At 66.3% G+C, this 25418-nt stretch carries 26 protein-coding genes and 2 tRNA genes; 20 read left to right on the top strand and 8 right to left on the bottom strand.

Annotated features, from left to right (window positions below; genetic code table 11):
- Positions 1-14 precede the first annotated feature (14 nt).
- Positions 15-1451, bottom strand: a complete 1437-nt coding sequence (locus tag ACLD02_RS11505) for a M48 family metalloprotease (RefSeq protein WP_410298759.1) — start codon at positions 1449-1451, stop codon at positions 15-17.
- Between the two features lie 67 nt (positions 1452-1518).
- Between ACLD02_RS11505 and ACLD02_RS11500 the strand changes: the two genes are divergently transcribed.
- A complete protein-coding gene (locus ACLD02_RS11500) occupies positions 1519-1758 on the top strand; it encodes a sulfurtransferase TusA family protein (protein WP_203101964.1) in 240 nt (79 codons plus the stop codon).
- Positions 1758-2837, top strand: a complete 1080-nt coding sequence (locus ACLD02_RS11495) for an AI-2E family transporter (protein WP_203101965.1) — start codon at positions 1758-1760, stop codon at positions 2835-2837. The genes ACLD02_RS11500 and ACLD02_RS11495 overlap by 1 nt, the downstream gene beginning before the upstream one ends.
- Positions 2838-2937: 100 nt before the next feature.
- On the opposite strand, the gene bcp is transcribed toward ACLD02_RS11495, so the two are convergent.
- A complete protein-coding gene (bcp, locus tag ACLD02_RS11490) occupies positions 2938-3402 on the bottom strand; it encodes a thioredoxin-dependent thiol peroxidase (RefSeq protein ID WP_203101966.1) in 465 nt (154 codons plus the stop codon).
- A gap of 178 nt (positions 3403-3580) precedes the next feature.
- Between bcp and dapA the strand changes: the two genes are divergently transcribed.
- The 5 genes from dapA to ACLD02_RS11465 all read left to right on the top strand — a co-directional run bounded on the left by dapA (position 3581) and on the right by ACLD02_RS11465 (position 7931).
- On the top strand, positions 3581-4462 hold the full coding sequence (dapA, locus tag ACLD02_RS11485; protein ID WP_203101967.1) for a 4-hydroxy-tetrahydrodipicolinate synthase: 882 nt from the start codon (positions 3581-3583) through the stop codon (positions 4460-4462).
- Complete coding sequence (bamC, locus tag ACLD02_RS11480) at positions 4462-5079, top strand: outer membrane protein assembly factor BamC (RefSeq protein ID WP_203101968.1); 618 nt, start codon at positions 4462-4464, stop codon at positions 5077-5079. The genes dapA and bamC overlap by 1 nt, the downstream gene beginning before the upstream one ends.
- 24 nt (positions 5080-5103) lie before the next feature.
- Positions 5104-5877, top strand: a complete 774-nt coding sequence (locus tag ACLD02_RS11475) for an MBL fold metallo-hydrolase (protein WP_410298758.1) — start codon at positions 5104-5106, stop codon at positions 5875-5877.
- 62 nt (positions 5878-5939) lie between these two features.
- A complete protein-coding gene (purC, locus tag ACLD02_RS11470; protein ID WP_203101975.1) occupies positions 5940-6656 on the top strand; it encodes a phosphoribosylaminoimidazolesuccinocarboxamide synthase in 717 nt (238 codons plus the stop codon).
- A gap of 87 nt (positions 6657-6743) precedes the next feature.
- A complete protein-coding gene (locus ACLD02_RS11465; RefSeq protein ID WP_203101977.1) occupies positions 6744-7931 on the top strand; it encodes a phosphoglycerate dehydrogenase in 1188 nt (395 codons plus the stop codon).
- A 283-nt stretch (positions 7932-8214) separates the two neighbouring features.
- Here the strand turns inward: ACLD02_RS11465 and ACLD02_RS11460 are convergent, their stop codons facing one another.
- From ACLD02_RS11460 to ACLD02_RS11445, 4 genes are all read right to left on the bottom strand, one after another.
- On the bottom strand, positions 8215-8364 hold the full coding sequence (locus ACLD02_RS11460) for a DUF2474 domain-containing protein (RefSeq protein ID WP_203101979.1): 150 nt from the start codon (positions 8362-8364) through the stop codon (positions 8215-8217).
- Positions 8365-8379: 15 nt separating this feature from the next.
- Positions 8380-9390: a cytochrome d ubiquinol oxidase subunit II gene (gene cydB, locus ACLD02_RS11455; RefSeq protein WP_410298757.1), complete on the bottom strand. Its 1011-nt coding sequence runs from the start codon at positions 9388-9390 to the stop codon at positions 8380-8382.
- A gap of 2 nt (positions 9391-9392) precedes the next feature.
- Positions 9393-10802, bottom strand: a complete 1410-nt coding sequence (locus ACLD02_RS11450) for a cytochrome ubiquinol oxidase subunit I (protein ID WP_410298756.1) — start codon at positions 10800-10802, stop codon at positions 9393-9395.
- A 119-nt stretch (positions 10803-10921) separates the two neighbouring features.
- Complete coding sequence (locus ACLD02_RS11445) at positions 10922-11464, bottom strand: hypothetical protein (protein ID WP_203101993.1); 543 nt, start codon at positions 11462-11464, stop codon at positions 10922-10924.
- A gap of 194 nt (positions 11465-11658) precedes the next feature.
- Here ACLD02_RS11445 and ACLD02_RS11440 point away from each other — a divergent pair, with 194 nt between their 5' ends.
- Positions 11659-12354 carry a GntR family transcriptional regulator gene (locus ACLD02_RS11440; RefSeq protein ID WP_203101995.1) on the top strand — a complete coding sequence of 232 codons (696 nt, stop codon included), beginning with the start codon at positions 11659-11661 and terminating at the stop codon, positions 12352-12354.
- Positions 12355-12384: 30 nt separating this feature from the next.
- Here the strand turns inward: ACLD02_RS11440 and ACLD02_RS11435 are convergent, their stop codons facing one another.
- A complete protein-coding gene (locus ACLD02_RS11435; RefSeq protein WP_410298755.1) occupies positions 12385-13665 on the bottom strand; it encodes an MgtC/SapB family protein in 1281 nt (426 codons plus the stop codon).
- Positions 13666-13821: 156 nt separating this feature from the next.
- Here ACLD02_RS11435 and ACLD02_RS11430 point away from each other — a divergent pair.
- The 12 genes from ACLD02_RS11430 (at position 13822) to ACLD02_RS11375 (ending at position 23120) form a co-directional block, all read left to right on the top strand.
- Positions 13822-13898 (top strand) — tRNA-Val (locus ACLD02_RS11430).
- Between the two features lie 150 nt (positions 13899-14048).
- Complete coding sequence (gene infC / locus ACLD02_RS11425; protein ID WP_338015181.1) at positions 14049-14591, top strand: translation initiation factor IF-3; 543 nt, start codon at positions 14049-14051, stop codon at positions 14589-14591.
- 53 nt (positions 14592-14644) lie between these two features.
- Positions 14645-14839 carry a 50S ribosomal protein L35 gene (gene rpmI / locus ACLD02_RS11420; protein ID WP_161384493.1) on the top strand — a complete coding sequence of 65 codons (195 nt, stop codon included), beginning with the start codon at positions 14645-14647 and terminating at the stop codon, positions 14837-14839.
- Between the two features lie 26 nt (positions 14840-14865).
- Positions 14866-15225, top strand: coding sequence for a 50S ribosomal protein L20 (gene rplT / locus ACLD02_RS11415; RefSeq protein WP_203101999.1), 360 nt, complete (start codon positions 14866-14868; stop codon positions 15223-15225).
- A gap of 125 nt (positions 15226-15350) precedes the next feature.
- Positions 15351-16370, top strand: a complete 1020-nt coding sequence (gene pheS / locus ACLD02_RS11410) for a phenylalanine--tRNA ligase subunit alpha (RefSeq protein ID WP_274380666.1) — start codon at positions 15351-15353, stop codon at positions 16368-16370.
- 35 nt (positions 16371-16405) lie between these two features.
- A complete protein-coding gene (pheT, locus tag ACLD02_RS11405) occupies positions 16406-18781 on the top strand; it encodes a phenylalanine--tRNA ligase subunit beta (RefSeq protein ID WP_203102003.1) in 2376 nt (791 codons plus the stop codon).
- Between the two features lie 28 nt (positions 18782-18809).
- A complete protein-coding gene (gene ihfA, locus ACLD02_RS11400) occupies positions 18810-19109 on the top strand; it encodes an integration host factor subunit alpha (RefSeq protein ID WP_203102005.1) in 300 nt (99 codons plus the stop codon).
- Complete coding sequence (locus ACLD02_RS11395; protein ID WP_203102007.1) at positions 19090-19446, top strand: MerR family transcriptional regulator; 357 nt, start codon at positions 19090-19092, stop codon at positions 19444-19446. Before ihfA ends, ACLD02_RS11395 begins: the two co-directional genes overlap by 20 nt.
- 92 nt (positions 19447-19538) lie before the next feature.
- Positions 19539-19615: transfer RNA gene (locus ACLD02_RS11390), tRNA-Pro, on the top strand.
- A gap of 384 nt (positions 19616-19999) precedes the next feature.
- Entirely contained in the window at positions 20000-22594 is a 2595-nt protein-coding gene (locus ACLD02_RS11385) for a YdbH domain-containing protein (protein WP_410298754.1), read from the top strand.
- Complete coding sequence (locus ACLD02_RS11380; protein WP_203102013.1) at positions 22591-22773, top strand: YnbE family lipoprotein; 183 nt, start codon at positions 22591-22593, stop codon at positions 22771-22773. Before ACLD02_RS11385 ends, ACLD02_RS11380 begins: the two co-directional genes overlap by 4 nt.
- A 23-nt stretch (positions 22774-22796) precedes the next feature.
- Positions 22797-23120, top strand: coding sequence for a YdbL family protein (locus ACLD02_RS11375; protein WP_410298753.1), 324 nt, complete (start codon positions 22797-22799; stop codon positions 23118-23120).
- A 122-nt stretch (positions 23121-23242) separates the two neighbouring features.
- Here the strand turns inward: ACLD02_RS11375 and ACLD02_RS11370 are convergent, their stop codons facing one another.
- Positions 23243-25171: a sigma-54-dependent Fis family transcriptional regulator gene (locus ACLD02_RS11370; protein WP_410298752.1), complete on the bottom strand. Its 1929-nt coding sequence runs from the start codon at positions 25169-25171 to the stop codon at positions 23243-23245.
- Positions 25172-25418: the final 247 nt, after the last annotated feature.

The following is a 25418-nucleotide window of genomic DNA, read 5'->3' as shown; positions in this document are numbered from 1 at the left end:
GAACTCTTCTTTGGCTAGAACTCTTCCTTGGAGAGCCGCTCCATTTCGTCCCGACGGGCGCCCAGCTTGCTGCGCAGTGCGAACTGGTCGCCGGCTTCCTTGAGGGCGAAGTCCATCTGCCGCAGGGCCGGCTGGTCCTGGCCGCGCAGGAACAGCACCTCGGCCCGGGCCCGGTGGGCGCGGGCCTGGTCGCCGCCGTTGCCCCAGGCGTCCGCGGCCAGCGACCAGACGGCCGGGTCGTCGGGCCGCTTGAGCACCAGCGGTTCGAGCAGTGGCGCGGCTTTCTCCGGCTGCTTGGCGAGCAGGTAGGCCCGGCTCATCAGCATGGAGGTGGCGTAATCCCCGGGGTTGATGTCGAGCAGGTGCTCGCCGCGCTCGATCACCGCCGGGTAGCGTCCCTGGTCCATGTCCACTTCCATCAAGCCGAGCTGGTACCAGGGCTGGTAGCCGCCGCCGTCGTCCACCAGTGCCTGGAAGCGCTGCCGGGCCACGTCGTAGCGGTCGTCGCGCAGGGCGATCAGCGCCAGACCGTAGCGGGCCGCCTGGGCCTGGATGCCGGCTCCTTTCTCCTGCTGGCCCTGAAAGTATTCCCGTGCCTTGTCGGTGTTTTCGAAGTAGCGGGCCTGGACGCGGGCGCGTACCAGTTGGAAGGGCAGGTTCGGTTTGCTGTCCGGGTGCGGTAGATTGCGCGCCCGGGCCCGGGAATCCGCCACCCGCTCCTCGGTGAGGGGGTGGGTGAGCAGGAACTCCGGGGGATCACCGGCGTAACGTTGCTGTTCGAGCATGCGCTCGAAGAAACGCGGCATGGCGGTGGGGTCCATGCCGGCGCGGGACAGGGTCTGCATGCCGACCCGGTCGGCCTCGTATTCATTCTGCCGTGAGTAGGCCAGTTGCGCCTGGATCGAGGCCGCCTGGGTGGCGGCCATGCCCGCCATGCCGGCGTCGCCGGCGCCGGCCACCGCCAGGGCGATGCTCGCCAGCATGGCGGCCAGCACCGCCGGGCCGCGCCGCTTGGAATCCATGTAGCGGCGGGTAAAGTGGCGCTGGCTGACGTGGGCGATTTCGTGGGCCACCACGCTGGCCACCTCGTCCTCGCTGGCGGCGTTGAGGAACAGGCCGGCGTTGAGACCGATGACCCCGCCCGGTACCGCGAAGGCGTTGATGGCCGGGCTGTTGATCACCACGATGGCCAGATTCGGTTCATTGAGATCGCTGAACGAGGCCAGCCGGTAGACCAGGTTCTCCACGTATTCCTGAACCAGGGCGTCTTCCATGATCGGCGTCTGGCCGCGCAGGTCGCGCAGCCAGGAGCGCCCCAGGCGGTGCTCCTGGTCCGCGGACAGGACCGCCACCGTGGGGTCGCCCAGCTCGGGGAGATCGTTGGTCTGGGCCCGGCCGGCGGCGGCCAGCAGGCACAACAGGCCAATGAACAGAAGGCGGACCGCGGTCAAAAGTGAACTCCTCTGAAGAATACGCATGGCTGCCCTATAATGACGGCCCCGGCGAAAGGATCACACCATGGACACGACATTTTTGGATGCCCGCGGGCTCAATTGCCCGCTGCCGTTGCTCAAGACCCGCCAGGCACTGCGTGGTCTGGCGCCCGGCGCGCTACTGGAAGTGGCCGCCACGGATGCCGGCTCGGCCCGGGACATTCCCAACTATCTCGGACAATCTCCTCATGAGCTGGTTCGCCGGGACGAAAACGAACAGGAATTCCGTTTCCTGATCCGCCGTGGCAAAGAGGAAAGCGACTGATGCTGGACGTGCTCAAGGGCTGGTTTCATACCTGGTTCTCCGACGAGGAGGCGGTTTATCTGCTGTTCGTGCTGCTGCTCGGTTTCGCCGTGGTGGTGTTGTTCGGCGGCATGCTGGCGCCGGTGCTTACCGCCCTGGTGCTGGCCTATCTGATGCAGGGGCTGGTGGCCCAACTCAACCGTCTGGGGCTGTCGTCGGGCTGGTCGGTGAACCTGGTGTTTCTGCTGTTTCTGGCCGCCCTGGTGGCGGTGCTGGTGGTGGTGATGCCGCTGGTGTGGCGCCAGACCGTGCTGCTGGTCCGTGATCAGTTGCCCAATATCCTGCACAGTTCGGAGAACTGGCTGCGCGGCCTGCCGGAGCGTTATCCGGAGATGATCTCCATGGAGCAGGTCAACACCCTGGTCAACGTGACCCAGCGGGAGCTGGCCCAGTTCGGCCAATCGGTGCTGACCCTGTCGCTGTCGTCGATTCCCAGCCTGCTGGAGATCCTGGTGTTTCTGGTGCTGGTGCCGGTACTGGTGTTTTTCTTCCTCAAGGACCGGGCGGCGCTCACCGACTGGGCGTTGAGTTTCCTGCCGGCGCGGCGGCGAATCCTGTCCCACGTCTGGGAGGAGATGGACCAGCAGATCGCCAACTATGTGCGTGGCAAGGCGGTGGAAATCCTGCTGGTGGGTTGTGTCACCTTCCTGGCGTTTCTGGTGCTGGGGCTCAACTATACGGTGTTGCTGGCGGTGCTGGTGGGGTTGTCGGTGTTGATTCCCTATATCGGCGCGACCATCGTCACCCTGCCGGTGGCGGCGGTGGCCTATCTGCAATTTGGCTGGAGCGGCGACTTTGCCCTGGTGATGGTGGTCTACGGGGTGATTCAGTTCATCGATGGCAACATCCTGGTGCCATTGCTGTTTTCCGAGGCGGTCAATCTGCATCCGGTGGTGATCATTACCGCGATTCTGTTTTTTGGCGGGATCTGGGGGCTGTGGGGCGTGTTCTTCGCGATCCCCCTGGCGACCCTGCTGAAGGCGGTGATCAACGCCTGGCCCCGTCGTCAGGGTCGTCCCGAGCAAATACCCGAGAGCTGATTGTTCTCTTTGGCTGGCGCCGGGCCCTCCAGCAGGGACGCGTCTCGGTGTGGCCCCCTTTCCGGGAACGCCGTCCGGTCGCCCCCACCGCGGGCGTGGCTCAGAGGCCGTGGACGGCTTCCAGCACTTCCTCGGCGTGGCCCTTGACCTTCACCTTGCGCCAGATTTCGCGCACCACGCCTTCCTGGTCGATCAGGAAGGTGCTGCGCTCGATGCCCTCGAATTCGCGGCCATACATCTTCTTGAGCTTGATCACGTCGAACAGCCGGCACACGGTTTCGTCCTCGTCGCTGATCAGCTCGAACGGGAATTCCTGCTTGGCCTTGAAGTTTTCGTGGCGGCGCAGGGAGTCCTTGGAGACGCCGAGGATCTCGCAGCCTTCTTCCTGGAAGTTGGGGTAGAGGTCGCGGAAATTCTGGCCCTCGGTGGTGCAACCCGGAGTGCTGTCCTTGGGGTAGAAATACAGCACTACCTTGCGGCCGCGCAGTTCGGACAGGGTAACGGTGGTGTCGCCGGTGGCCGGCGCGGTGAAGTCCGGGGCCGGCTGGCCCGTTTTGATGGTCATCGATGAATCCTTGTTCACGGCTCGGTCGGGGCGGGGATTATCGCCGCGGGGTCGGGGAGGCGTCCAGGCCGGCAAGGCACGAATCAGCCCGCCGGAGGCGCCGGTGGGCCGGTAGAGGTTCCCTTGCCCCCGGCGCCGGGTTTACCATAGCGCCCTTTGCACGCAGAGAGATAACGGCATGATTCGTGGCAGCATCGTGGCTCTGGTCACCCCCATGCGCGAGGACGGTTCCGTGGACTGGGAACGCCTGCGCGCGCTGGTGAACTGGCATGTGGAGCAAGGCACCCACGGGATCGTGGCGGTGGGCACCACCGGTGAATCCGCTACCCTGGGTTTCGAGGAACACGACAGCGTGATCCGTGAGGTGGTGGCGATCGCCGATAAACGCATTCCGGTGATCGCCGGTACCGGCGCCAACAGTACCGAGGAAGCAATTCGCCTCACCCGCGACGCCAAGCGCGACGGCGCCGATGCCTGTCTGCTGGTCACGCCGTACTACAACAAGCCGCCCCAGGAAGGCCTCTACCAGCACTTTCTGAAGGTGGCCCGGGCGGTGGATATTCCGCAGATTCTCTACAACGTGCCCGGTCGCACCGCTTGCGATCTGTTGCCCGAGACCGTGGAGCGCCTCAGCAAGGTGCCGAACATCGTCGGCATCAAGGAAGCCACCGGCAATCTGGAGCGGGCACGGGAAATCCGTGAGCGCTGCGGCGACGACTTCCTGATCTACTCCGGTGACGATGCCACCGCCCTGGAACTGATGCTGGGTGGCGGCGATGGCGATATCTCGGTGACCGCCAACGTGGCGCCGGCCAAGATGGCGGCCATGTGCCAGGCGGCTCTGGACGGCGATGTGGAGAAGGCCCGTGAACTGAATGCGGAACTTGAACCCCTGCATCGTGATCTGTTCATCGAGCCCAGCCCCATTCCCACGAAGTGGGCGCTGTACGAAATGGGCCTGATCGACAATGGTATCCGGCTGCCGCTGGTGCCGTTGTCCAAGGCCGCCCAGCCGCGGCTGCGCGAAACGCTGCGTGGCTGTGGACTTCTGGAGGGATAATGCATCGCAGTATTGCTGTATTCGCCGCCGCCCTGGCCCTGACCGGCTGCGGCCTGCTCCCCGACAACAGCCTGCGCTATCGCGAGGCCAAGGTCCTGGAGCCGATGACCCCGCCCGATGACATGGTGTTCATCGGCGAGGAACCACTCTACGCGGTGCCGGAAATGGACCGCCGCCTGACCGGTGAAGAGGAGGGCGAGAAGGGCTTCAAGGCACCACGCCCGCCGCAACTGGTGGCCGCCGCCCCGGACGCCGGCGACGAGGACGACGCCGAGGCGCCGGCCCCGCCGCCGGGCCAGCAGGGTCGGCCGGTGCTGGGCAAGGACGGCAGTGGTTATCCGATCATCATGATGCCGACCAGCTTCGCCTGGGCCTGGGAACGGGTCGGCCAGGCGCTTACCCAGACCGACCTGCGCGTTACCGACCGCAACCGGGATCAGGGCGTGTTTTTCCTGACCGCGCCGGAGCGCTACCAGCTCCAGCCGCCGCAGGCTCAGCTCAAGCTCAGCCATACCACCAACGGTATCCAGGTGGCGGTGCTGAACGGCGAAGGCACGGCGTTGGCGGCCAAGGACTCCGGCCTGGCGATTCTGGAAAGCATTCACGACGAACTGTAAGCGCGCCGCGACGGAGGGCGGGTATTGCGACTGGCATCCCTGGGCAGTGGCAGTAAAGGCAACGGCACCCTGGTGCGCGCCGGCGATACCCTGGTTCTGGTGGACTGCGGCTTCACGCTGCGCGAAACCACCCAGCGGCTGGCCAGCCTGGGCCTGGCTCCGGAGGATCTGAGCGCGGTGCTGATCACCCATGAACACGGTGATCATGTGCGTGGCGCCGGGGCCCTGGCCCGCAAGCACGGCACACCGCTGTACAGCACCTTTGGCACCGCCCGGGCGGTGTCCGGCAAGGCGGCCGGATTCCACGGCGCCGACTGGCGCGAGGTGCGGCCCGGGCGGGGGTTCCCGCTGGCGGACCTGATGGTGACGCCGGTGACCGTGCCCCACGACGCCCTGGAACCCTGCCAGTACCGGTTTGGCTGGCGAGGCCGTGAGCTGGGCGTGCTCACCGACCTGGGTTCGGTGACCCCCCACGTGGTGGCGGCCTACCAGGACTGCGACGCCCTGGTGCTGGAGTGCAACCATGAACCGGAGCTGCTCGCCGTCGGTCCCTATCCGGCCTCGCTGAAGCGGCGCGTGGGCGGCAATCTGGGGCATCTGAGCAATCAACAGGCGGCGACGCTGCTGGCGCAATGCAATCTGGACCGCCTGCAGCATCTCGTGCTTTCTCATCTGAGCGAGCAGAATAATACTCCGGCGCACGCCCTTGATCAGGTGCACCGGGTCATGGACATCGGGCAGGAACGAATCCGCGTCGCCAGCCAGCGGCACGGCTTCGACTGGCTGGAGATTCACTGAGGCGCCCGCCGGCGCCCGGATCAGCGACACCACACTCAGCGACACCACAATACGGGTATTTCATGGAAAAGCGCGACGAACTCTACGCGGGCAAGGCCAAGTCCGTTTTCACCACCGACGATCCGGACCGGCTGGTGATCGTCTTCCGCGACGACACCTCCGCCTTCGACGGCAAGAAAAAGGAGGCGCTGGATCGCAAGGGCGCGGTGAACAACCAGTTCAACGCCGCCATCATGGAGAAACTGCAGGCCGCCGGCATCCCCACCCATTTCGAGAAGCGGCTGTCCAGCAATGAATCCCTGGTCAAGAAGCTGGAGATGATTCCGGTGGAGTGCGTGGTGCGCAATATCGCCGCCGGTTCCATCGTGCGTCGCCTGGGCGTGGAGGAGGGCAAGGCGCTGAATCCGCCCACCTTCGAGATGTTCCTCAAGGACGATGCCCTCGGCGACCCGATGATCAACGAATACCACGTGCGCAGTTTCGGCTGGGCCACGGATGAGCAGATCGCCACCATGAAGGACCTGACCTTCAAGGTGAACGACGTGCTCAAGAAGCTGTTCCTGGACGGCGACATGCTGCTGGTGGACTACAAGCTGGAGTTTGGCCTGTTCCACGGCGAGGTGGTGCTCGGCGACGAGTTTTCCCCGGACGGCTGCCGGCTGTGGGACAAGGACACCCGCGAGAAGATGGACAAGGACCGCTTCCGTCAGGATCTGGGCGGTGTCATCGAGGCCTACGAGGAAGTGGGCCGCCGCCTGGGCATCACCTTCGAGCACTGAAGCCGCCGGTCGGCACGGGCTGGCCAAAGCGGCGGTTTTCCGGGAGGCTGTGGGAAAACAACAACCACGGCCGATCGGAGAATCGCCATGTTCCGCATCCGCACCCATAACCGGATCGCCCTGCGCGGTCTGGAGCGCTTCCCCCGCGACCGCTTCGAGGTCGCCAGCGAGCTGTCCGATCCGGACGCCATTCTGCTGCGCAGTCACCCCCTGGACGCCGACGGCCTGCCCGTCACGGTGAAGGCGGTGGCGCGTGCCGGCGCCGGCGTCAACAACATCGATGTGGGCCAGTGCAGTGATCGGGGCATTCCGGTGTTCAACACCCCGGGGGCCAATGCCAACGCGGTCAAGGAGCTGGTGCTGGCCGGTTTGCTGCTGGCCTCGCGGCACCTGCGCCAGGGCATGGACTGGGTGGCGGGCTTGAGTGCCACCGACGAGGCCGATCTGCACCGTCAGGTGGAGGCCGGCAAGAAACACTTCCTGGGCCGTGAATTGCAGGGCCGTACCCTGGGCGTGGTGGGGCTCGGCGCCATCGGCTCGCGGGTGGCGCGCACCGCTCTGGATCTGGGCATGCAGGTGCTCGGCTACGATCCGGCGCTGAGTGTCGATGCGGCCTGGCGGTTGCCCAGCCAGGTGCGTCCCATGGCCAGCCTGGAAGCGCTGCTGGCGCGGGCCGATTACGTCACCCTGCACCTGCCGCTGCTGGACGCCACCCGGGATTTGATCGGTGCTCAACAACTGGCGGTGATGAACCCGGACGCGGTGCTGTTGAATTTCGCCCGCCAGGGCATCGTCGACGACCGCGCGGTGGCCGCGGCCCTGGGCGCGGAGCAACTGCGCGGCTTCGTCACCGACTTCCCGAGCCTGGCCCTGAGCGGTGTGCCCGGGGTGCTGGCCCTGCCGCACCTGGGTGCCAGCACCGGTGAATCCGAGGAGAACTGCGCCATGATGGCCGCCGATGCCCTGGTGGATTTTCTGGAAAACGGCAACATCCGTCACTCGGTGAATTTTCCGGACCTGATACTGGAGCCGGGCCCGGGCGCGCGGCTGGCGGTGACCAACCGCAACGTGCCGCGCATGCTCGGGCCGGTGCTCTCGGAACTGGCCGAGGCCAACCTCAACGTGCTCGACATGCTCAACAAGAGCCGCGACGACCTGGCCTACAATCTGCTGGACCTGGCACAGCAGCCGGAACCGGCGGTGCTGGAGCGGATCGCCGCCCTGCAGGGGGTGATCAATGTGCGCCTGGTGCGCGGGCTTCCCGCGGACGGCTGAGCCGGCCCCCGAACGGTGCATGAAGCGCACCAAGGGTCAAGAGTTTTGCACAGTGAATGTGCACTTTTCATTTCACTTTTAGCTAGTCGACGTAACCGATTGATTTTTCCTGGACAATATTTTAAGTCGTTGATTTTATTGGCTTTTAACAGGATGGATATTTTTTCGTCATTTAGGGGTCATCGCCGTCATCTCGGGGGCTCGACGGATTTCCTGACAGAAAGTTCACAGACTTATCCACAGATTCTGTGAGTAACTTTCCCTGAAGCTTGTCAGCTTGTCGCTAGGTGGTCTGTAAGCCGATCGCGTTCATCAGCAGGCGCATGGCCCCGGCGGCAAGGGCCAGGGTCAACACGCTTGCACTCCAGATCAGCAACAGCCAGCCCAGCCGACGCAGCCGGGAAGGGGGTGGGGTGCTCGTCGGTTGCCGCATGGCCTTCTCCTCCCATCAGTGATAGCCGGCGTCGCCGGGGCGCACCTTGCCCCGGAACACATAGTAGGAAAACGCCGTGTACATGAGGATGAACGGCACGATGAACAGCGCTCCCACCAGCGCGAAGCCCAGGCTCTGGGGCGGGGCCGCCGCCTGCCAGATATCGATGTTCGGGGGCAGGATGCGCGGCCAGCCGCTGATCGCCAGCCCGGCGTAGCCGAGAAACATCAGCAGCAGGGTCAATACGAACGGCGTCACTTGGGCGCCCCGGCGCAGCGCCCGCTGCATCAGCACCATGGCCACCACCACCAGCGCCGGCACCGGCGCGAACCAGGGCAGATGGGGCAGGCTGAACCAGCGCTCGGCGATGGCCGGGTCGCGCAGCGGGGTCCACACGCTGACCACCACGATCGCCGCCAGCAGCCCCCAGGACAGCGGGCGCGCCAGCCGAGCCATGCGCGCCTGCAGCACGCCGTCGGTTTTCATGATCAGCCAGGTGCAGCCCAGCAGGGCGTAGGCGCACACCAGGCCCAGGCCGGTGAACAGTGGGAAGGGGGCGAGCCAGTCCAGCGGCCCGCCCAGGTAAACGCCGTTCTCCACCGGCAGGCCGCTGATGAAGGCGCCCAGCACCACGCCCTGGAAAAAAGTGGCGGTGAAGGAGCCGCCGATGAAGGCCTTGTCCCAGATCGGGCGTTCCCGTTCCCGGGCCTTGAAGCGGAACTCAAAGGCGATACCCCGGAAGATCAGTCCCAGCAGCATCAACACCAGGGGAATATAAAGAGCGGTCAGCACCACCGAGTAGACCACCGGGAAGGCCGCCAGCAGACCGGCGCCGCCCAGTACCAGCCAGGTTTCGTTGCCGTCCCACACCGGCGCCACCGTGTTCATGGCCACATCACGATGGTGTTTGTCCGGCAACCAGGGATAGAGGATGCCGATGCCGAGATCAAAGCCGTCCATCAGCACGTACATCATGACCCCGAAACCGATGATCAGGGCCCAAAGCAACGGCAGATCGATACCCATGTTCACTGCTCCTCCGCCACCGCGGACAGCGGCCGCATGGCATGTCGTTGTTGGCCCGGCCCGCCGGGCGTCGTGCCGGTGCCTTCCTCGGCCACCGGTCCCTTGCGCACCAGCCGCAGCACATAGGCGATGCCGGCGCCGAACACGAACAGATAGACCACCACGAACAGAGCCAGTGACAACGCCAGAGTGGCCGGCGCGTGCGGCGAAACCGCGTCACCGGTGCGCAGCAGCCCCTGTACCACCCAGGGCTGGCGACCGATCTCGGTGGTGTACCAGCCGGCCAGGATCGCCACCAGCCCGGCCGGGCCCATGGCCAGGGCGAAGCGCAGGAACGCCCGCGACCGATAGAGCCGGCCCCGCCGGCGCAGCAGCAGACCGAGCCCGCCGAGCAGGATCATCAGCAGCCCCAGCCCGACCATCACCCGGAACGACCAGAACACCACGGTGGCGTTGGGCCGGTCCTCGGCGGGAAAGTCCTTCAGGCCGGGGATGGTGCCATCCCAACTGTGGGTCAGGATGAGGCTGCCCAGGCGCGGCACGCCGACCGCGAAGCGGGTGGTCTCCGCCGCCATGTCCGGCCAGCCGAACAGCAGCAGCGGAAAGCCCTCGCCGGGCTCGCTTTTACCGCCCCAATGGCCCTCCATGGCCGCCACCTTGGCGGGCTGGTGCTTCAGGGTGTTGAGGCCGTGCAGATCGCCGATCAGGGCCTGCACCGGTGCCACCACCAGCACCATCCACAGGGCCATGGAGAACATCTTGCGGACCGCCGGCGCGTCATTGCCGCGCAGCAGATGCCAGGCCGCCGACGCGCCCACGAACAGAGCCGTGGCCAGGAACGCCGCCACCGACATGTGCAACAGGCGGTAGGGGAAGGAGGGATTGAAGATCACCGCCAGCCAGTCGGTGGGCACCACCCGACCGTCGATGATCTCGAAGCCCTGGGGCGTCTGCATCCAGCTGTTGGAGGCCAGAATCCAGAACGCGGAGATCAGGGTGCCCACCGCCACCGCCAGGGTGGACAGGAAATGCAGCCCCGGGCCCACCCGGTTCCAACCGAACAGCATCACGCCGAGAAAGCCGGCTTCCAGGAAAAAGGCGGTGAGCACCTCGTAGGCCAGTAACGGGCCGGTAATGCCGCCGGCGAACTCCGAGAAAAAGCTCCAGTTGGTGCCGAACTGGTAGGCCATCACCAGGCCGGAGACCACGCCCATGCCGAAATTCACCGCGAAGATACGGGCCCAGAAATGGTAGAGATCCCGATACAGGGGCTTGCGGGTATACAGCCACAGCCCCTCGAGCACCGCCAGATAGCTCGCCAGGCCAATGGTGATGGCGGGAAAAATGATGTGGAAGGAGATGGTGAACCCGAACTGGACGCGGGCCAGATCAAGGGCCAGTGAGTCCGGCATGGCTGCCTCCCGGCGTGGTTGGTGGCGAACACCATGCTAGGCGGCGCGGCGGTGCCGCCGCGATTAGGCAAATCGCCCTTGGGCGGTTTGTCCTTGGGCGAAATGTCCCGGGGCGCGGGTCAGAGGCGCAGCATCGGCAGGGGCCGCCAGGGCCGGGTAAACAACTGTCGGGCGGTCAGGGAGGCGAGCAGGGCGTGGAAGCCGGCGTTGGGGAAGCGGCGGTGGATCTCGCGCAGCCGTTCCCGGGATACGCCAAACCGCACCAGCCCCAGGGAAACATCGATCCAGTCGGCGCGGCGGAAGGCTTCCACCAGGCTGTCCCGGCCCTGGCCGGAGGTGGTGATTTTGTGGTGATCAAGCACCATGGCGTGGATTTCGTCGCGCCACGCCTCCAGACCGTGCTCGGTGAGGTAGTGGCAGGCCAGCCGGGCGGAAGGCGCCAGGTAGTCGAAGGTGCCCGCCAGCCAGATGCCGGCGTCGTGGAAAAAGCCGGCCAGCTCCACCTTGCGCAGATCGTCGCCGCTCAGCGGGCGCTGGGCGGCCACCAGGTTGATCACCCGGTAAACGTGGTTGCGGTAGGGCGTCTGGTCGCGACCGAAACGCTCCGCGTACTGATCGAACAGGCCGTCCAGTTCCGGCAGTTCGGTGATCAACCTTCTCATTGTTGTCCTTGGCGGCCCGGCCGCCCGACTGCATTCCTTTATTACCCGCAATTAACCACGCCCGGCTTTGGATGTCATTGGGCGCGTCGGCAAATTTCGCACCATGGTACCCGCCGGCGGTGCCCCGCCGGTCCCTTGGTGGGCCGGGTGGATTGTTTTATAGTCGGACAATCGTGGAAATTGTTGGACAAAGCATGACGTTCAAAGCCAGGGAAAGCCTCTCCGAACAGATCGCCGGTCACCTGGCCGGGCAGATCATCCGTGGTGAGATGCTGGCCGGAGACCGGATTCAGGAGCTGCGCGTGGCCGGTGAGCTGGAGGTCAGCCGGGGCTCGGTGCGCGAAGCGCTGCTGATTCTTCAACGCCGCCACCTGATCGATATCCTGCCGCGCCGGGGCGCGGTGGTGAAGGACATGTCCGAGTCCCATGTACGCGGGCTCTACGAACTGATCCAGGTGCTGCTCGGCCTGGTCATCCGCAAGGCCATCAAGAACGTGCGCGAGGAGGATCTGGACCCGATTATCGCGCTGATCCACGAGCTTCAGGTGGCCGCCTCCGACCGTGATGTGGAGCGCTTCTTCGACCTCAGCTTCCAGTTCCTGGAGCACGCCTACCCGTTCGCCCGCAATGCCTTCGTGGAGGAGGTGCTCACCGACCTGCACCCGGCCCTGCAGCGCACCTACTTCATGGCCCTGCATCTGGACGGCGACGAAATGAAGGAATGTCTGTCCTTCTTCAAGGCGTTGGTGGAAACCATCTTCCGGCGCGACGTGCGCTCGGCCCTGGAAATCATCCGTGAATTCGCCGAACGGCAGTCCGAGCTGGTGCAGGAATCCATCACCCGGGCCCGCCAGATCGAGGCCGCCTGGCGCGGTCGCCGCAACCGCTAGTGGCGCTTCCCCGCGACAGCCGCGCCCGCCCTATAGCAGCCACGCCAGTGCCAGCCCGGTGCCCAGGGCCGCGCCCATGGGCAGCAAGATCGAGCGTCCCAGGCGCCCGCCGCCGATGAACAGCGCCATGCCGGTCTTGACCAGGTTATTGACCACCGCCGCCAGCACGATGGCGGTGACGGCGGTTGAGGTACTCAGCCCCTGTCGGGACAGCCGGGTCAGCGACAGGGTGATGGCGTCCACGTCGGTGATCCCGGAGGTGGCGGCAAGCAGATAGACCCCGGCATCGCCCAGCCAATCCTGCAGCAGCGCGCCCAGCGACAGGATCGCCAGCAGCAGCAGGCCGAAGAACAACGCCGATTTCAGTTCCAGAGGGTTCTGTTTGAGCGCCGGCTGGCCAACGCTGATGTCGTCGCGATGACGCAGCGTGATGACCAGCGCCGAGCCATACAGCAGCGCGGCCATGGCCAGGATCGGCGCGGCCAGCGCCGGCAGCAGCTCGCGGTTGAGCAGCAGGCAGTAAACCAGGATGCGAGGGAACATGGTGCCGCAGGCCAGCAGGATGCCGGCGGCCAGCAGTGGTGACAGCGCCGGGGTGCGCCGCGCCAGGCGGGCGAAATGCAAGGTCAGCGCGGTGGAGGAACTGAGCCCGGCGAACACGCTGGTGAACAGCAATCCCCGGCGGGTGCCGCCCACCTTCACCGCGAAATACCCCAGGAAGGAGATCGAGGCGATCAGCACCACCATCCACCAGATCTCGTAGGGGTTGACCATGCCGCCCGGGCCGTAGCCCTGGTTCGGCAGTAGCGGCAGCACCACCACCGAGATCAACAGCAGTTTGAGGGCCGCGTCCAGTTCCCGCTCTTCCAGCTTGCGCAGCAGATCGTGCGCCTCTTTCTTGTTGTCCAGCACGATGGTGGTGACCACCGCCACCGCGGCCGCCACCGTCGGGCTCCCCAGTACCGCCAGGGCACCCACCAGGAAGGTCAGCAGCAGGCCGATCAGGCCGGTGATGCTGTAATCATCGACCCGGTAGGCGCGCAGGCCGGAGGCCAGGGTGGCGATGGCGGCCAGGGTGGCGAAGGCGACCGGCAGCAGGGGCTTTCCGGTATACGGCACCAGCACCGCGCAAACGCCGCCGAGCAGCCCCACCAGGGCATGGGTGCGCACCCCGGCCACCCGCTGGCCGGCGGTCTGCTCCCGGTCCCGCCAGCCGCGTTGAATCCCCACCAGCAGCCCGAGAATGAGCGCCAGCCCGAGCCGAATCAGCAGGGTGGTCTCGGCGGGCAGATCGTTGACGAATTGGTCCATGGGGGTCCCGTATGGCCGGCGGTGACAAGGGCTCACTATAACCGCCGGGCGGCCATCATGGGCGTCCGGTCGTCATCGCCGCCGGGCCGGGGTCAATAAAGCCGCCGCCGGGGCTTGCCAGGGGCGCCCTGTCTGCCTAGAATTGCGCCCCTCTGCAGGCACGTAGCTCAGTTGGTTAGAGCACCACCTTGACATGGTGGGGGTCGGTGGTTCGAATCCACTCGTGCCTACCAGTTCTTTTCGCGCCATTCTCCAGGTTTGCACTGCTCCGTGCCCCGGTGGGTTTACGGCTGGCGGGGCGTGACCTAGAATATCCGGCTATCCATAAGGATGGCGCGGGCCCGGAAGGGCCATGTTCGAATAACTAACCGGAGGTTCACGACATTAAGCGTGGAGGCAAGGGCCGCGAGCAGCGGGCCAGAATCAATCAGCAAATCCAGGCGTCCCAGGTTCGTCTGATCGACCCTGACGGCGAACAAGTCGGCATCGTGCCCCTCGAGGAAGCCCTCGAGCAGGCCAGTGGCAAGCAGCTGGATCTGGTGGAAATCTCTCCCGACGCGGAACCGCCGGTGTGCCGGATCATGGATTACGGCAAGCATCTGTTCGAACAGAAGCAGAAGGCGAGGGAGTCGCGTAAGAAAACGCGTCAGACTCAGCTTAAGGAAATCAAATTCCGTCCCGGCACCGATTCCGGCGACTATGAGGTGAAACTGCGTAACCTCAAGCGCTTTCTGGAAGCCGGCGACAAGACCAAGGTCACCGTGCGTTTCCGCGGTCGCGAAATGGCTCACCAGGAGCTGGGTCGCGAACTGCTGGAACGGGTGGAGGCCGATCTCGCGGAGCATGGCTCCGTGGAGCAACGCCCGAACATGGAAGGGCGCCAGATGATCATGGTGCTCAGCCCGGGCAGCAAGAAGAAGAAATAACCGGCTCGCCGGTTGTTTCCGTTTCAATCACACACGAACTTGAGATAGGTACCATGCCCAAGATCAAGACAAACCGCGGGGCCGCAAAGCGTTTCAAGAAAACCGCCTCCGGTTTCAAGCGTAAGCAGGCATTCAAAAACCACATCCTGACGAAGAAGTCGGCCAAGACCATTCGTCATCTGCGTCCGCGCACCCAGGTCCACGAAGCTGACGTGGCACTGGTCAAGCGCATGATGCCCTACACCTGATATACCGGTTTTTGGAGGTCTGAATAATGGCTCGAGTAAAGCGTGGTGTGCAGGCGCGTCGCCGGCACAAGAAAGTTCTCAAGCAAGCCAAGGGTTACTACGGTGCCCGCAGTCGCGTTTACCGCGTGGCGATTCAGGCGGTCATCAAGGCCGGCCAGTACGCCTACCGGGACCGCAAGGTACGCAAGCGTCAGTTCCGTCGTCTCTGGATCGTGCGGATCAACGCGGCGGCGCGTCTCAACGGCCTGTCCTACAGCCGTATGATCGACGGCCTGAAAAAGGCGTCCATCGAGATCGACCGTAAGGTACTGGCGGACCTGGCGGTTCGTGATCAGGTGGCTTTTGGCGCTTTGGCGGAAAAAGCCAAAGCGAGTCTCGCCGCCTGAGCCGACTGTCGGTCAGTCCGTAACAAGACGACAGTACTCATGAAACGGGGGAAGAGCTCGCGCTCTTCCCCCGTTTTCGTTGGGAAGTCCCAATACAGATAACACGGGAACGGGTAAATCGTATGATGGACAACCTGGAAAGCCTGGTGGAAGCGGCGCTGGCCGAGGTGGCCGCGGCGGCGGACGCCCGTGCGCTGGACGAGGCACGGGTCCGTTATCTGGGCAAAAAAGGCGAAATCAGCGCGCTGCTGAAAGGCCTGGGGGGCCTGAGCGCGGAAGAGCGGCCCAAGGCCGGGGCGCTGATCAACGAAGGCAAGCAGCGCGTGCAGACGGCTATCGACGAACGCCGGGCCGCCCTTGAGGAAGCGGCGCTCAACGAGCAATTGGGCGCGGAATCCCTGGACGTGACCCTGCCCGGTCGTGGCGAGCGCCCCGGTGCCTTGCACCCGGTGACCCGCATGCGCCGGCGCATGGAAGACTTTTTCCAGCGCCTCGGCTTCGACATCGCCGAGGGCCCGGAAGTGGAAGACGACTTCCACAACTTCGAAGCCCTTAATATCCCGGCCCACCACCCGGCCCGGGCCATGCACGACACCTTCTACTTCGGTGACGGCCGGCTGCTGCGCACCCACACCTCTCCGGTGCAGGTGCGGGTGATGCAGAAAGGCGAGCCGCCGTTCCGCATCATCGCCCCGGGCCGCGTCTATCGCTGCGACTCGGACCTGACCCACACGCCCATGTTCCACCAGGTGGAAGGGCTGCTGGTGGATGAGAACATCACCTTCGCCGATCTCAAGGGCACGGTGGCGGCGTTCCTGAAGTTCATCTTCGAAGTGGATGATCTGCCAGTGCGGTTCCGGCCCAGCTATTTCCCGTTCACCGAGCCCAGCGCCGAAGTGGACGTGGGCTGCGTGAGCTGTGCAGGCGAGGGCTGCCGGGTGTGCTCGCACAGCGGCTGGATCGAGATCATGGGCTGCGGCATGGTGCACCCCAAGGTGCTCGAGCATGGCGGCGTGGACCCGACGCGCTACAGCGGCTTCGCCTTCGGCATGGGCATCGAACGGCTGGCCATGCTGCGTTACGGCGTCAACGACCTGCGTCTGTTCTTCGAGAACGACGCCCGTTTCCTGTCGCAATTCGCCTGAGTCCACCACGCCACGGAATCCGAGGATAACCAAGAATGCGTTTCAACGAAGCCTGGTTGCGGGAATGGGTCAATCCCGACATCGACACCGACACCCTGGTCCACCAACTGACCATGGCCGGCCTGGAAGTGGACGCCGTGGAACCGGCGGCCGCCCCCTTCACCGGCGTGGTGGTGGGCGAGATCGTCAGTTGCCAGCCACACCCGGACGCCGACAAACTGCGTCTGTGCCAGGTCAGCGATGGCGAAACCACCTTTCCGGTGGTATGCGGCGCGCCCAATGCCCGCGAGGGCCTCAAGGCGCCGTTCGCCAAGGTCGGCGCGCAACTGCCCGGCGACCTCAAGATCAAGAAAGCCAAGCTGCGCGGTCAGCCCTCCGAGGGCATGCTCTGCGGCGGTTCGGAACTGGGCCTGGAAGACCTGATCGACGGCCTGCTGGAGCTGCCGGCGGACGCGCCGGTGGGCGCCGACATCCGCGCCTGGCTGAACCTGGATGACACCGTCATCGAGGTGGACCTGACCCCCAACCGGGCGGATTGCCTGAGCCTGCGCGGCATCGCCCGGGAAGTGGGCGTGCTCAACCGGGCCGCGGTGAGCGAGCCCGCCGCCGAGACCCTGGCCGCCGCCGTGGACGCCACCTTCCCGGTCACCGTGGAAGACGTGGAAGGCTGCCCGCGCTACCTGGGCCGGGTGATCCGGGGCATCGACCCGGCCGCCGCCACGCCACTGTGGATGGTGGAGCGGTTGCGCCGCGCCGGGCTGCGTTCCATCGACCCGATCGTCGACGTGACCAACTATGTGCTGCTGGAGCTGGGCCAGCCCCTGCACGCCTTCGATCTGAATAAACTGGACGGTGGCATCGTGGTGCGCAAGGCCCGCGCCGGCGAGCAACTGCATACCCTGGACGACCAGACTCTGGAACTGCGCGACGACACCCTGGTGATCGCCGACGGCAGTGGCCCGGTGGCCCTGGCCGGCATCATGGGCGGGCGGCCCAGCGCCGTGTCCGAAGGCACCACGGATCTGTTCCTGGAATGCGCTTTCTTCAACCCGCTGACCATCGTCGGCAAGGCCCGCGGCTATGGTCTGCACACGGACTCCTCGCACCGCTACGAGCGTGGCGTGGACCCGGCCCTGCAGCAGCGCGCCATCGAGCGTGCCAGCGCCCTGATCGTCGCCATCGCCGGCGGTGAAGCCGGCCCGGTCACCGAGCAGGGTGATCCGGCCCGGCTGCCGGTGGCGGCACCGATCCCGCTGCGCGCGGCCAGGGTAACCGCGCTGCTCGGCGCCGCCCTGGCGGACGCCGACATCGAGGACATCCTCGCCCGCCTGGGCATGGACATGGCCGCCGAGGGCGAAGGGCACTGGTCGGTGACCCCGCCGAGCTGGCGCTTCGACATGGCCATCGAGGAAGACCTGATCGAGGAACTGGCCCGGGTGCACGGCTACGAGAACCTGCCCAGCCGGGTACCGGCGGGCACCCCCGCCGGTGAGCCCGAAGGCGAGCATGTTCTGCCCGTGCGCCGGCTGGCGGATACCCTGCGCGACCGGGGTTATCTGGAAGCCATCACCTACAGCTTCGTGGCCCCGGACCTGCTTGCCAAGGTCGATCCGGAGCATCCGCCCCTGCCGCTGCTCAACCCGATCTCCGCCGACCTGGGCGTGATGCGCACCAATCTGTTCGCCGGTCTGCTCAACGCCGCCGGCCGCAACCTGAACCGTCAGATCGACCGGTTGCGCTTGTTCGAGACCGGCTTGCGCTTCGTGCCCGGCGCCGACGGCCTGAATCAGGAACCGATGATCGCCGGCCTGCTGTACGGCAGCGCCCAACCGGCCCACTGGCAGGCGAAACCCCGCCAGGTGGATTTCTACGACCTCAAGGGGGACGTGGAAGCCCTGTTGGCCCTGTCCGACGCCGATGCCTTCGATTTCCGGCCCGGCCAGCATCCGGCCCTGCACCCGGGCCAGTGCGCCGAGCTGGTTCGCGACGGCGCCGTGGTGGGCTATCTGGGCAAGCTGCACCCGCGCCTGGCCAAGGCGCTGGACCTGCCCAAGGACCTGTACCTGTTCGAACTGGCCCTGGCGCCCCTGCGTGACGGCCTGCTGCCCCGTTTCGAGCCGGTCTCCGATCAGCCCCGGGTCCAGCGTGACCTGGCCTTCGTCATGGATGACCAGGTGGCCGCCGGCGATCTGGTGGCGGCGGTGCGCGCCGCCTGCGACGAGCGTCTGCGGGACGTGCGCATCTTCGATGTCTATCAAGGCGAGCACATTGAGGCCGGCCGCAAAAGCCTGGCCCTGACCTTGACCTTCCAGGATCCTTCGCGCACTCTTAGAGACACCCAGGTCAACGACCTGGTTGATCAGGTTGTAACCCAGTTAAAACAACAGTTTAACGCAACCCTCAGGGACTGATTGCGGGGGCTGATTCGAGGCATTTTCCATGGCGCTGACCAAGGCAGACATGGCCGACCGGCTGCATGAGGAGCTCGGTCTCAATAAGCGTGAAGCCAAGGAACTGGTGGAAGCCTTCTTCGAGGAAATCCGGGATTCACTGGCCGAGAACCGGCCGGTGAAGCTCTCCGGTTTCGGCAATTTCGATCTGCGTGACAAAAGCGAGCGCCCCGGTCGCAACCCCAAGACCGGCGAGGAAATCCCGATCTCCGCGCGGCGCGTGGTGACCTTCCGGCCCGGTCAGAAACTCAAGCAGCGGGTGGAAGACTATGCTCGAACCCAGTCATAACGACGAATTGCCGGCGATCCCCGGCAAGCGTTACTTCACCATTGGTGAGGTCAGTGAGCTGTGCGACGTGAAGCCGCACGTGCTGCGTTACTGGGAGCAGGAGTTTCCCCAGCTCAAACCGGTGAAGCGGCGCGGCAACCGCCGTTACTACCAGCGCCAGGACGTGCTCACCATCCGCCAGATCCGCAGCCTGCTCTACGAGCAGGGCTTCACCATCGGCGGCGCCCGCCAGCAGCTCTCCGGTGATGCCAACGCCGAGCACGCCACTCGCTACCATCAAATGATCCGACAGATGATCGTGGAGCTGGAAGACGTGCTTGAAGTGCTCAACACCTGATCAAACAGACGAGATCCGGGTTCCATCCCCCGCCCTGATCCGTTATGATTCACGCCGCTTCGCCACGGTGCCCGTGACGAAGCCAGACGATTCGGGGCGTAGCGCAGCCTGGTAGCGCACTTGCATGGGGTGCAAGGGGTCGAAGGTTCAAATCCTTCCGTCCCGACCAAATCGAAAGAAAAAGGCCCGGCGTAACTGCCGGGCCTTTTTTTGTTTCCGCGAGGCGTGGGGCGGATTGCCGGCCCTCGGCCTGCATGCCTCGGGCGTTCGCCAGGGCGCAAGCGGTGCTTGCACCGGGAACCTGGCGAACCCTTCCGTCCCGACCAAATCGAAAGAAAAAGGCCCGGCGTGACTGCCGGGCCTTTTTCGTTTCCGGCATTTTTGCCCCACTTTTTGCCCCACCGATAATGGCTCGGCCTCGGCGGCGACCCTGACCCGGGAGCCGGGTGGAGCCTCCCGCCGCCGGAAGCGGTCGCCCTTGCCATGACTGTATTCTTGGCGCCGAAAGCGCCATGCTTGGGGCACCCGACCAGGGAATAAGGTCCCAGGCTTGATGGCGCAGAAACGCTTCCGCAAAACACACTTTTTCTGGCTGCTCCCCCTGCTCGTGCTGTTGGTGCCGGTGCTGGCGCTGCTGGCGGCGCCGCTGTTCGGCGTGCACTGGCAGGGCCTCGGCTGGCGCCAGGGGCCGAGCCTGGATGCGCTCTGGTACGAGAGCGATGGCTGCCGCCAGGTGGACGTGCACGGGGCGCGGCTGAGCGGCCTGTGGCCGCTCACCCTGACCCTGGATACGGTGGGGGTTCACGATTGCCCCGATGACGGCACGCCGTTCCGGCTGCCGTCTCTGCCGCCCGTGGATATCACCGTCTGGGCTCTGCAGTACCAGGATTACCCGCCGCTGATGGCGCACCTGAGCCAGGCCGGCGGCCGCTGGCGGGGGCGGACGGAATTCCGTGGCAGTGAGCTGGAGGCGGAATACCGCCGCGATCGGGGCCGCTGGCGGTTCACCGGAGACCTGCAGGCGGCGCCGTTCGCCGCCGTGCTGGGCAGCGGCCCGCTCACCGGCGGGGTGCGCTTGCAGGGCGATGGCCAGTGGCTTCCCGGGCAGCGCTTCCAGGGCAAGCTGGTGGCCCTGGGCCGGGATCTGGGCGTGTCCGGGCAGGGCCCACGCGGCGACCTGACCGTGCGGGCGCGTTGGCACAATGACTATTGGCGCGTGCGCGCCGCCCTGGATGAGCCCCTGGCCCTGGGAGGTGGCTGGGTGGTCAGCCCGGGGCGGGATCTGATCGCCGAAGGCCGTGGCCTGGCACTGAGCCAGGCGGATGGCCGGCTGGTGGTGAACGGGCCTTGGGGTCGGGCCGCTCTGGCGTTGAGCAGCGACGCCGAGCGGTTCGGGGAGGGGCAGGGTCGGTTGCTGCTCAGCGAGGGCTGGCGGGGCCGGCTCGACGTTGACTGGCGCGATGGCCAGCTGCGGCTGGCCCCCTTTCAGGTGAACCTGCCGGAGCCCGCCGTCACCCTGCGCCTGCGTGAGCCGGCGACGCTGCCCCTGGCCCTGGAGGGCGAGGCGGTACTGCCTCTGGAGGCGGTTTATCAGGGCCTGACGCTGACCACCTCCGGCAGCCGGGTCTACTGGCGGCCCAACGACGTGCAGTGGCGGGGCGGTTTGAACCTGACCGGCCAGTGGGGCGGCTATCGGCTCACGGGCCAATGGCAGGGCGACGCCGGCCCCACCGGCGTGCACGGTGAGCCCGCCCGGGTGCGGCTGAGCGACGCCGACCTGGATGTCACAGCCACCTTGCCGCTGGACGGGGTAACGCCACCCCATTGGCCGCTGGCCGCCACCCTGGAAGGCCGTTATCAATCGATTCCCTTCCGCGCCCGGGCCGACGCCCGCCTGGACGGCGACACCTGGAGCGGCGCGCTGAACGGGCGGGGCGGGCCGCTCCCGGAGCTGGACGGCGGGGTGCTCACCCTGGACGGTCGCTGGGACTACGCCGACCGGCCACGCCTGCTGGCCGGCGCCACCGTGAAGCTGTCGCGGGCGGTACGCGAGCGCTTGCTGATCCGACCGATCAACGCCCGTCTGACCACGCCGCTGGTGTTGGACGATGATGGGCCCCATGGCCATCTGTCACTCGACGGGGAAGGCCTGGTGGCGGAGCGCTGGACCCTGCCGCCGGTGACCGGAGACGCGCACCTGGATGGCGATACCTTCGGCGCCGAACTGCGGGTGCCGGCCTGGCAAACCCAAATCAACCTGAGTGGCCGTGCCCGCACACGGGGGTACGCCGGTACCCTGAGCGGCGTCACGCCCCTGGCGCCGGCCATGAGCCGGGGGTTGCCGTTCACCTTTCAGGGGGGAGACCTGAACCTGGAGGGAAACTGGCGCTGGGCCGGCAGCGCGCACCTGGATGGCCGGCTCACCGGCCACGGCCTGGATCTGGACTGGGGCAGCGTTCAGGCCCGGGGGCTGGACGCGGAGCTGGCCCTCGGCTGGGACGACGGCGCCGCCGCCCTGGCCACGGTAACGCCGCTGACCCTGGCGTCCCTGGACGTGGGCGTGCCGATCACCGATTTGCGCCTGGATCTGGACAGCGACCTGAACACCTGGACGGTCCGCCGCGCCCACGCCCGGGTACTGGGCGGCGAGATCCGTACCCCCGGGCTTAGCTGGCCGTCGCCGGCCTGGCAGCCGGTGGTGGTCACGCAAATCGAGCTGTCGCGACTGGCCGCCCTGCAGGGTGAGCCGGCCGTGGCCCTGTCCGGCCGGGTGGGCGGTTACGTGCCCCTGCGGCTGCTGCGCGACAGCATCGCCGTGCGCCAGGGCCGGCTCGCCAACGAGACGCCGCTGTCGCTGTCGATCCTGCCGTCCAGCGGCGCCCAGGCCATGGCGCAATCCAATCGCGCCGTGTCGATCGCCCTGGAGGCCCTCAACCCGCTGCGCATCCAGCAATTCCAGGCCGGCGTGGACATGGCGGCGGACGGTTGGCTGGATGCCGCCGTGCGCATCCAGGGCGTCAACCCGCAACGAAACGGTCTGCCGGTGGTCTTTAATTACACTCACCGGGAAAATGTGCTGGAATTGTTGCGCAGTCTGCGCATCGGTGACCGCATCACCGATCAGGTCATGACGGAGTCGAAACGATGAAACCATTCTGGCTGGTGCTTGCGTTCCTGCCTCTTGCCGCCTGTACCCCACGGGTGGCGCTGGAGGCGCCCAAGGAGCCGATCACCATCAATTTGAACGTGAAGATCGACCATGAAATCCGCCTCAAGGTGGAGAAGGACATCGATCAGCTCTTCGACGAAGACAGCGAGCTGTTCTGATCAGGGCATTGAGGAGAGGACCCATGACATTGATACGATACCTGGTGCTGGCCGCGGCCCTGCTGCTGTCGGTGACCGCCGCCGCTCTGGATCTCAACCAGGCCAAGGCGGAGGGCTTGGTGGGCGAGCAGCCGAACGGTTATCTGGGAGTGGTGAAGGCCACGCCGGCGGCGGTGGAGCTGGTCTCCGACATCAACGAAAAGCGGCGCGCCGCCTACGAGCGCATCGCCAAGCAGAATGGCATCACTCTGGATCAGGTGGCCAATCTGGCCGGCCAGAAAGCCATCGAGAAAACGCCGACCGGTGAGTACATCAAAACTCCCACCGGCCAGTGGGTGGAAAAATAGGTTCACCGCGCCCGGCCCCTGTAGCAGCGACTGGGCGGCACCCACGCAGATCCGCGTCCCGGATAGAGACCGCCCGCATCGATTTTCCGCCAAAGCGCGATGAACCAAAAAACAGCCGTTTGCTAGCCGTCCCGCTGGTTGGGTGGCGTTAGCCGGTAGCGGCGCATGCGCCGGTACACGGTGGGCCGGGAAATGCCCAGGGCACGGGCTACCGGGCTGATGCGCCAGTGGTGTTGTTTGAGCAGGCGCTCCAGGGCGTTGCGGCGCGGATCGCCGGCGTCCTGGTCGGCACTGGCCGTCGGCGCGCTGGGCCCGATCACCCGCTCCAGGCATTCCTCCGGCAGGTCGGCGACGGTGATTTCCTGGCCGTCGCAGGTGGCCTCGGCGAAGCCGAGGGCGTTGGCCAGCTGGCGGATATTACCGGGCCAGGGGCAGGCGAGCAGGGCGCTCATGGCGTCGGCGCGCAGACGCGGCGCCGGTCGGCCCAGTTGTTTTTCCAGTTCGGCCAGGGTGGCACCGATCACATGCTGCTTGTCGGCCCGTTCGCGCAATGGAGGCAGCCGCAGGGTGGCGCCGTTGAGGCGATAGTAGAGATCCTCGCGGAAGCGGCCCTCGGCGATCAGCCGGGCCGGGTCCCGGTGGGTGGCGGCGATCACCCGGCAGTTCACCTTCACCGGCTGTTCCGCCCCCAGGGGCAGTACCTCGCCCTCCGCCAGTACTCTTAGCAGGCGGGTTTGCAGGGGCAACGGCATGTCGCCGATTTCATCCAGAAACAGGGTGCCGCCATCGGCCAGTTGAATCAGGCCCCGGGCGCCTTTGGCCCGTGCCCCGGTGAAGGTGCCGGGCCGGTAACCGAACAGCTCGCTTTCGATCAGGGATTCCGGGATCGCGGCGCAGTTCACCGCCACGAACGGTCGCCGATGGCGGCGGCCACTGTCGTGGATGGCGCGGGCCAGGACTTCCTTGCCGGTGCCGGTGTCGCCCAGGATCAGCAGGCTCACGTCGCGGTGACGCAGGCGCTTGGCCAGCCCCAGGGTGCGGCGCATGGCCGGGTCGTCGGCGGCCAGGCGATCCAGGGCCGGCACCCGCTCCTGGTTCGCGGCGGCCGGTGGCCGGGGCGGGCGGCGCGGTTCGATGAGGGTACCGAACAGGGTGGTGCCCAGGGCGGAGACCCGGAAGGCGCGCACCTGGTCGTCGCACTGCTGGGGAATGCTCCACAGATCCGCCGGGTCGCAATCGAACAGCTCCGGCAGGGTCGCCCGTTCCGGATCGGGCAGGGTGCGGCGCAGCAGCGCCCGGCCGGCGCCATTGGCGGCCAGCACCGTGCCGTCGCCGTCCACCGCGAACAGATGCTGGCCGTTGACCTGCACGAACTCCCGGGAGGCATCGCAGCGGAACACGGTGTGATGGCGGTAGTGACGCAGGAAATAGGCGTCCTCGATCATGCGCGCGTAGAGGCGGATCAAATGCAGCGCGAAGTTCTGGCTGTCCCGGCCCGGGGCCGAATCCAGCGCGGAAATATCCAGCACCGCCAGCAGGCGTCCCTGGGGGTCGGTGATCGGCGCCGAGGTGCAGGTCAGGCCGATGTGGGTCGCGTCGAAGTGGTCCTGGCGGTGGCAGGTCAGCGCCCGCCCTTCCAGGATGCAGGTGCCCACCGCGCAGGTGCCGGCATGGTGTTCGTTCCAGTCCGCGCCCAGGTACAGGCCGGCCTGGCGCAGGCGCTGGTCGTGCCGACGGTCGCCGAGGAACTGCACGGTGATGCCGCGCTGGTCGGTGAGCAGCAGCACATAGCCGAGCCGGGCGATCTGCCCGTAGAGCTGCTCGACCCCGGCGCGCGCCACGTTGAGGAACTCATCGGCGCTTTCCTGATGCTCGCGCAGAATCCGCTGGGTGACGATGCGCGCCGGCCGGGGCCTGGCCGGGTCGAGGCCGTATTCCTCGATGCAGCGCTTCCAGGAACGGCCGATCGGGTTATCCGGCAGCGGGCCGCCGGTCGCGTAGCGCAGAACCCGGTCGATATGGTGGCGTTGCTGCTGCTCCAGGGCACTCATGGCACCTCCGCCTTTCTTTTTGGTATCCGGCACGATCCAGGCTAGCGCGCCCCGGGCGGGCCCACCATGCGACTTGAGTACCAGTTACACCTGTAACGCCGGCCCGTTACAGGGCGTTACGGGTGTTCGCCCGAAACCGCCGGGCCAGGGCGTCTTTCCGGGCCGTGGCTCAACCGGTTTTTCCTTGCACTTCAGCCGGTTGCGGCGCCCGCCGAGCGGCCGGCGGCGCCTTGGCACGGGTTCTGCT

The sequence above is a fragment of the Alloalcanivorax sp. C16-2 genome, assembly GCF_046507615.1.
GTDB lineage: Bacteria > Pseudomonadota > Gammaproteobacteria > Pseudomonadales > Alcanivoracaceae > Alloalcanivorax > Alloalcanivorax marinus_A.
Note: the sequence above shows the minus strand (reverse complement) of the source record. Positions and strands in the feature narration are given on the sequence as shown.

Bases quoted from the DNA above. Each gene is read 5' to 3' on its own strand.
- ACLD02_RS11500 (WP_203101964.1), top strand. From the start codon at position 1,519: ATGGACACGACATTTTTGGATGCCCGCGGGCTCAATTGCCCGCTGCCG.
- ACLD02_RS11495 (WP_203101965.1), top strand. From the start codon at position 1,758: ATGCTGGACGTGCTCAAGGGCTGGTTTCATACCTGGTTCTCCGACGAG.
- bcp (WP_203101966.1), bottom strand. From the start codon at position 3,402: ATGACCATCAAAACGGGCCAGCCGGCCCCGGACTTCACCGCGCCGGCC.
- dapA (WP_203101967.1), top strand. From the start codon at position 3,581: ATGATTCGTGGCAGCATCGTGGCTCTGGTCACCCCCATGCGCGAGGAC.
- bamC (WP_203101968.1), top strand. From the start codon at position 4,462: ATGCATCGCAGTATTGCTGTATTCGCCGCCGCCCTGGCCCTGACCGGC.
- purC (WP_203101975.1), top strand. From the start codon at position 5,940: ATGGAAAAGCGCGACGAACTCTACGCGGGCAAGGCCAAGTCCGTTTTC.
- ACLD02_RS11465 (WP_203101977.1), top strand. From the start codon at position 6,744: ATGTTCCGCATCCGCACCCATAACCGGATCGCCCTGCGCGGTCTGGAG.
- ACLD02_RS11460 (WP_203101979.1), bottom strand. From the start codon at position 8,364: ATGCGGCAACCGACGAGCACCCCACCCCCTTCCCGGCTGCGTCGGCTG.
- cydB (WP_410298757.1), bottom strand. From the start codon at position 9,390: ATGGGTATCGATCTGCCGTTGCTTTGGGCCCTGATCATCGGTTTCGGG.
- ACLD02_RS11450 (WP_410298756.1), bottom strand. From the start codon at position 10,802: ATGCCGGACTCACTGGCCCTTGATCTGGCCCGCGTCCAGTTCGGGTTC.
- ACLD02_RS11445 (WP_203101993.1), bottom strand. From the start codon at position 11,464: ATGAGAAGGTTGATCACCGAACTGCCGGAACTGGACGGCCTGTTCGAT.
- ACLD02_RS11440 (WP_203101995.1), top strand. From the start codon at position 11,659: ATGACGTTCAAAGCCAGGGAAAGCCTCTCCGAACAGATCGCCGGTCAC.
- ACLD02_RS11435 (WP_410298755.1), bottom strand. From the start codon at position 13,665: ATGGACCAATTCGTCAACGATCTGCCCGCCGAGACCACCCTGCTGATT.
- rpmI (WP_161384493.1), top strand. From the start codon at position 14,645: ATGCCCAAGATCAAGACAAACCGCGGGGCCGCAAAGCGTTTCAAGAAA.
- rplT (WP_203101999.1), top strand. From the start codon at position 14,866: ATGGCTCGAGTAAAGCGTGGTGTGCAGGCGCGTCGCCGGCACAAGAAA.
- pheS (WP_274380666.1), top strand. From the start codon at position 15,351: ATGGACAACCTGGAAAGCCTGGTGGAAGCGGCGCTGGCCGAGGTGGCC.
- pheT (WP_203102003.1), top strand. From the start codon at position 16,406: ATGCGTTTCAACGAAGCCTGGTTGCGGGAATGGGTCAATCCCGACATC.
- ihfA (WP_203102005.1), top strand. From the start codon at position 18,810: ATGGCGCTGACCAAGGCAGACATGGCCGACCGGCTGCATGAGGAGCTC.
- ACLD02_RS11395 (WP_203102007.1), top strand. From the start codon at position 19,090: ATGCTCGAACCCAGTCATAACGACGAATTGCCGGCGATCCCCGGCAAG.
- ACLD02_RS11385 (WP_410298754.1), top strand. From the start codon at position 20,000: ATGGCGCAGAAACGCTTCCGCAAAACACACTTTTTCTGGCTGCTCCCC.
- ACLD02_RS11380 (WP_203102013.1), top strand. From the start codon at position 22,591: ATGAAACCATTCTGGCTGGTGCTTGCGTTCCTGCCTCTTGCCGCCTGT.
- ACLD02_RS11375 (WP_410298753.1), top strand. From the start codon at position 22,797: ATGACATTGATACGATACCTGGTGCTGGCCGCGGCCCTGCTGCTGTCG.
- ACLD02_RS11370 (WP_410298752.1), bottom strand. From the start codon at position 25,171: ATGAGTGCCCTGGAGCAGCAGCAACGCCACCATATCGACCGGGTTCTG.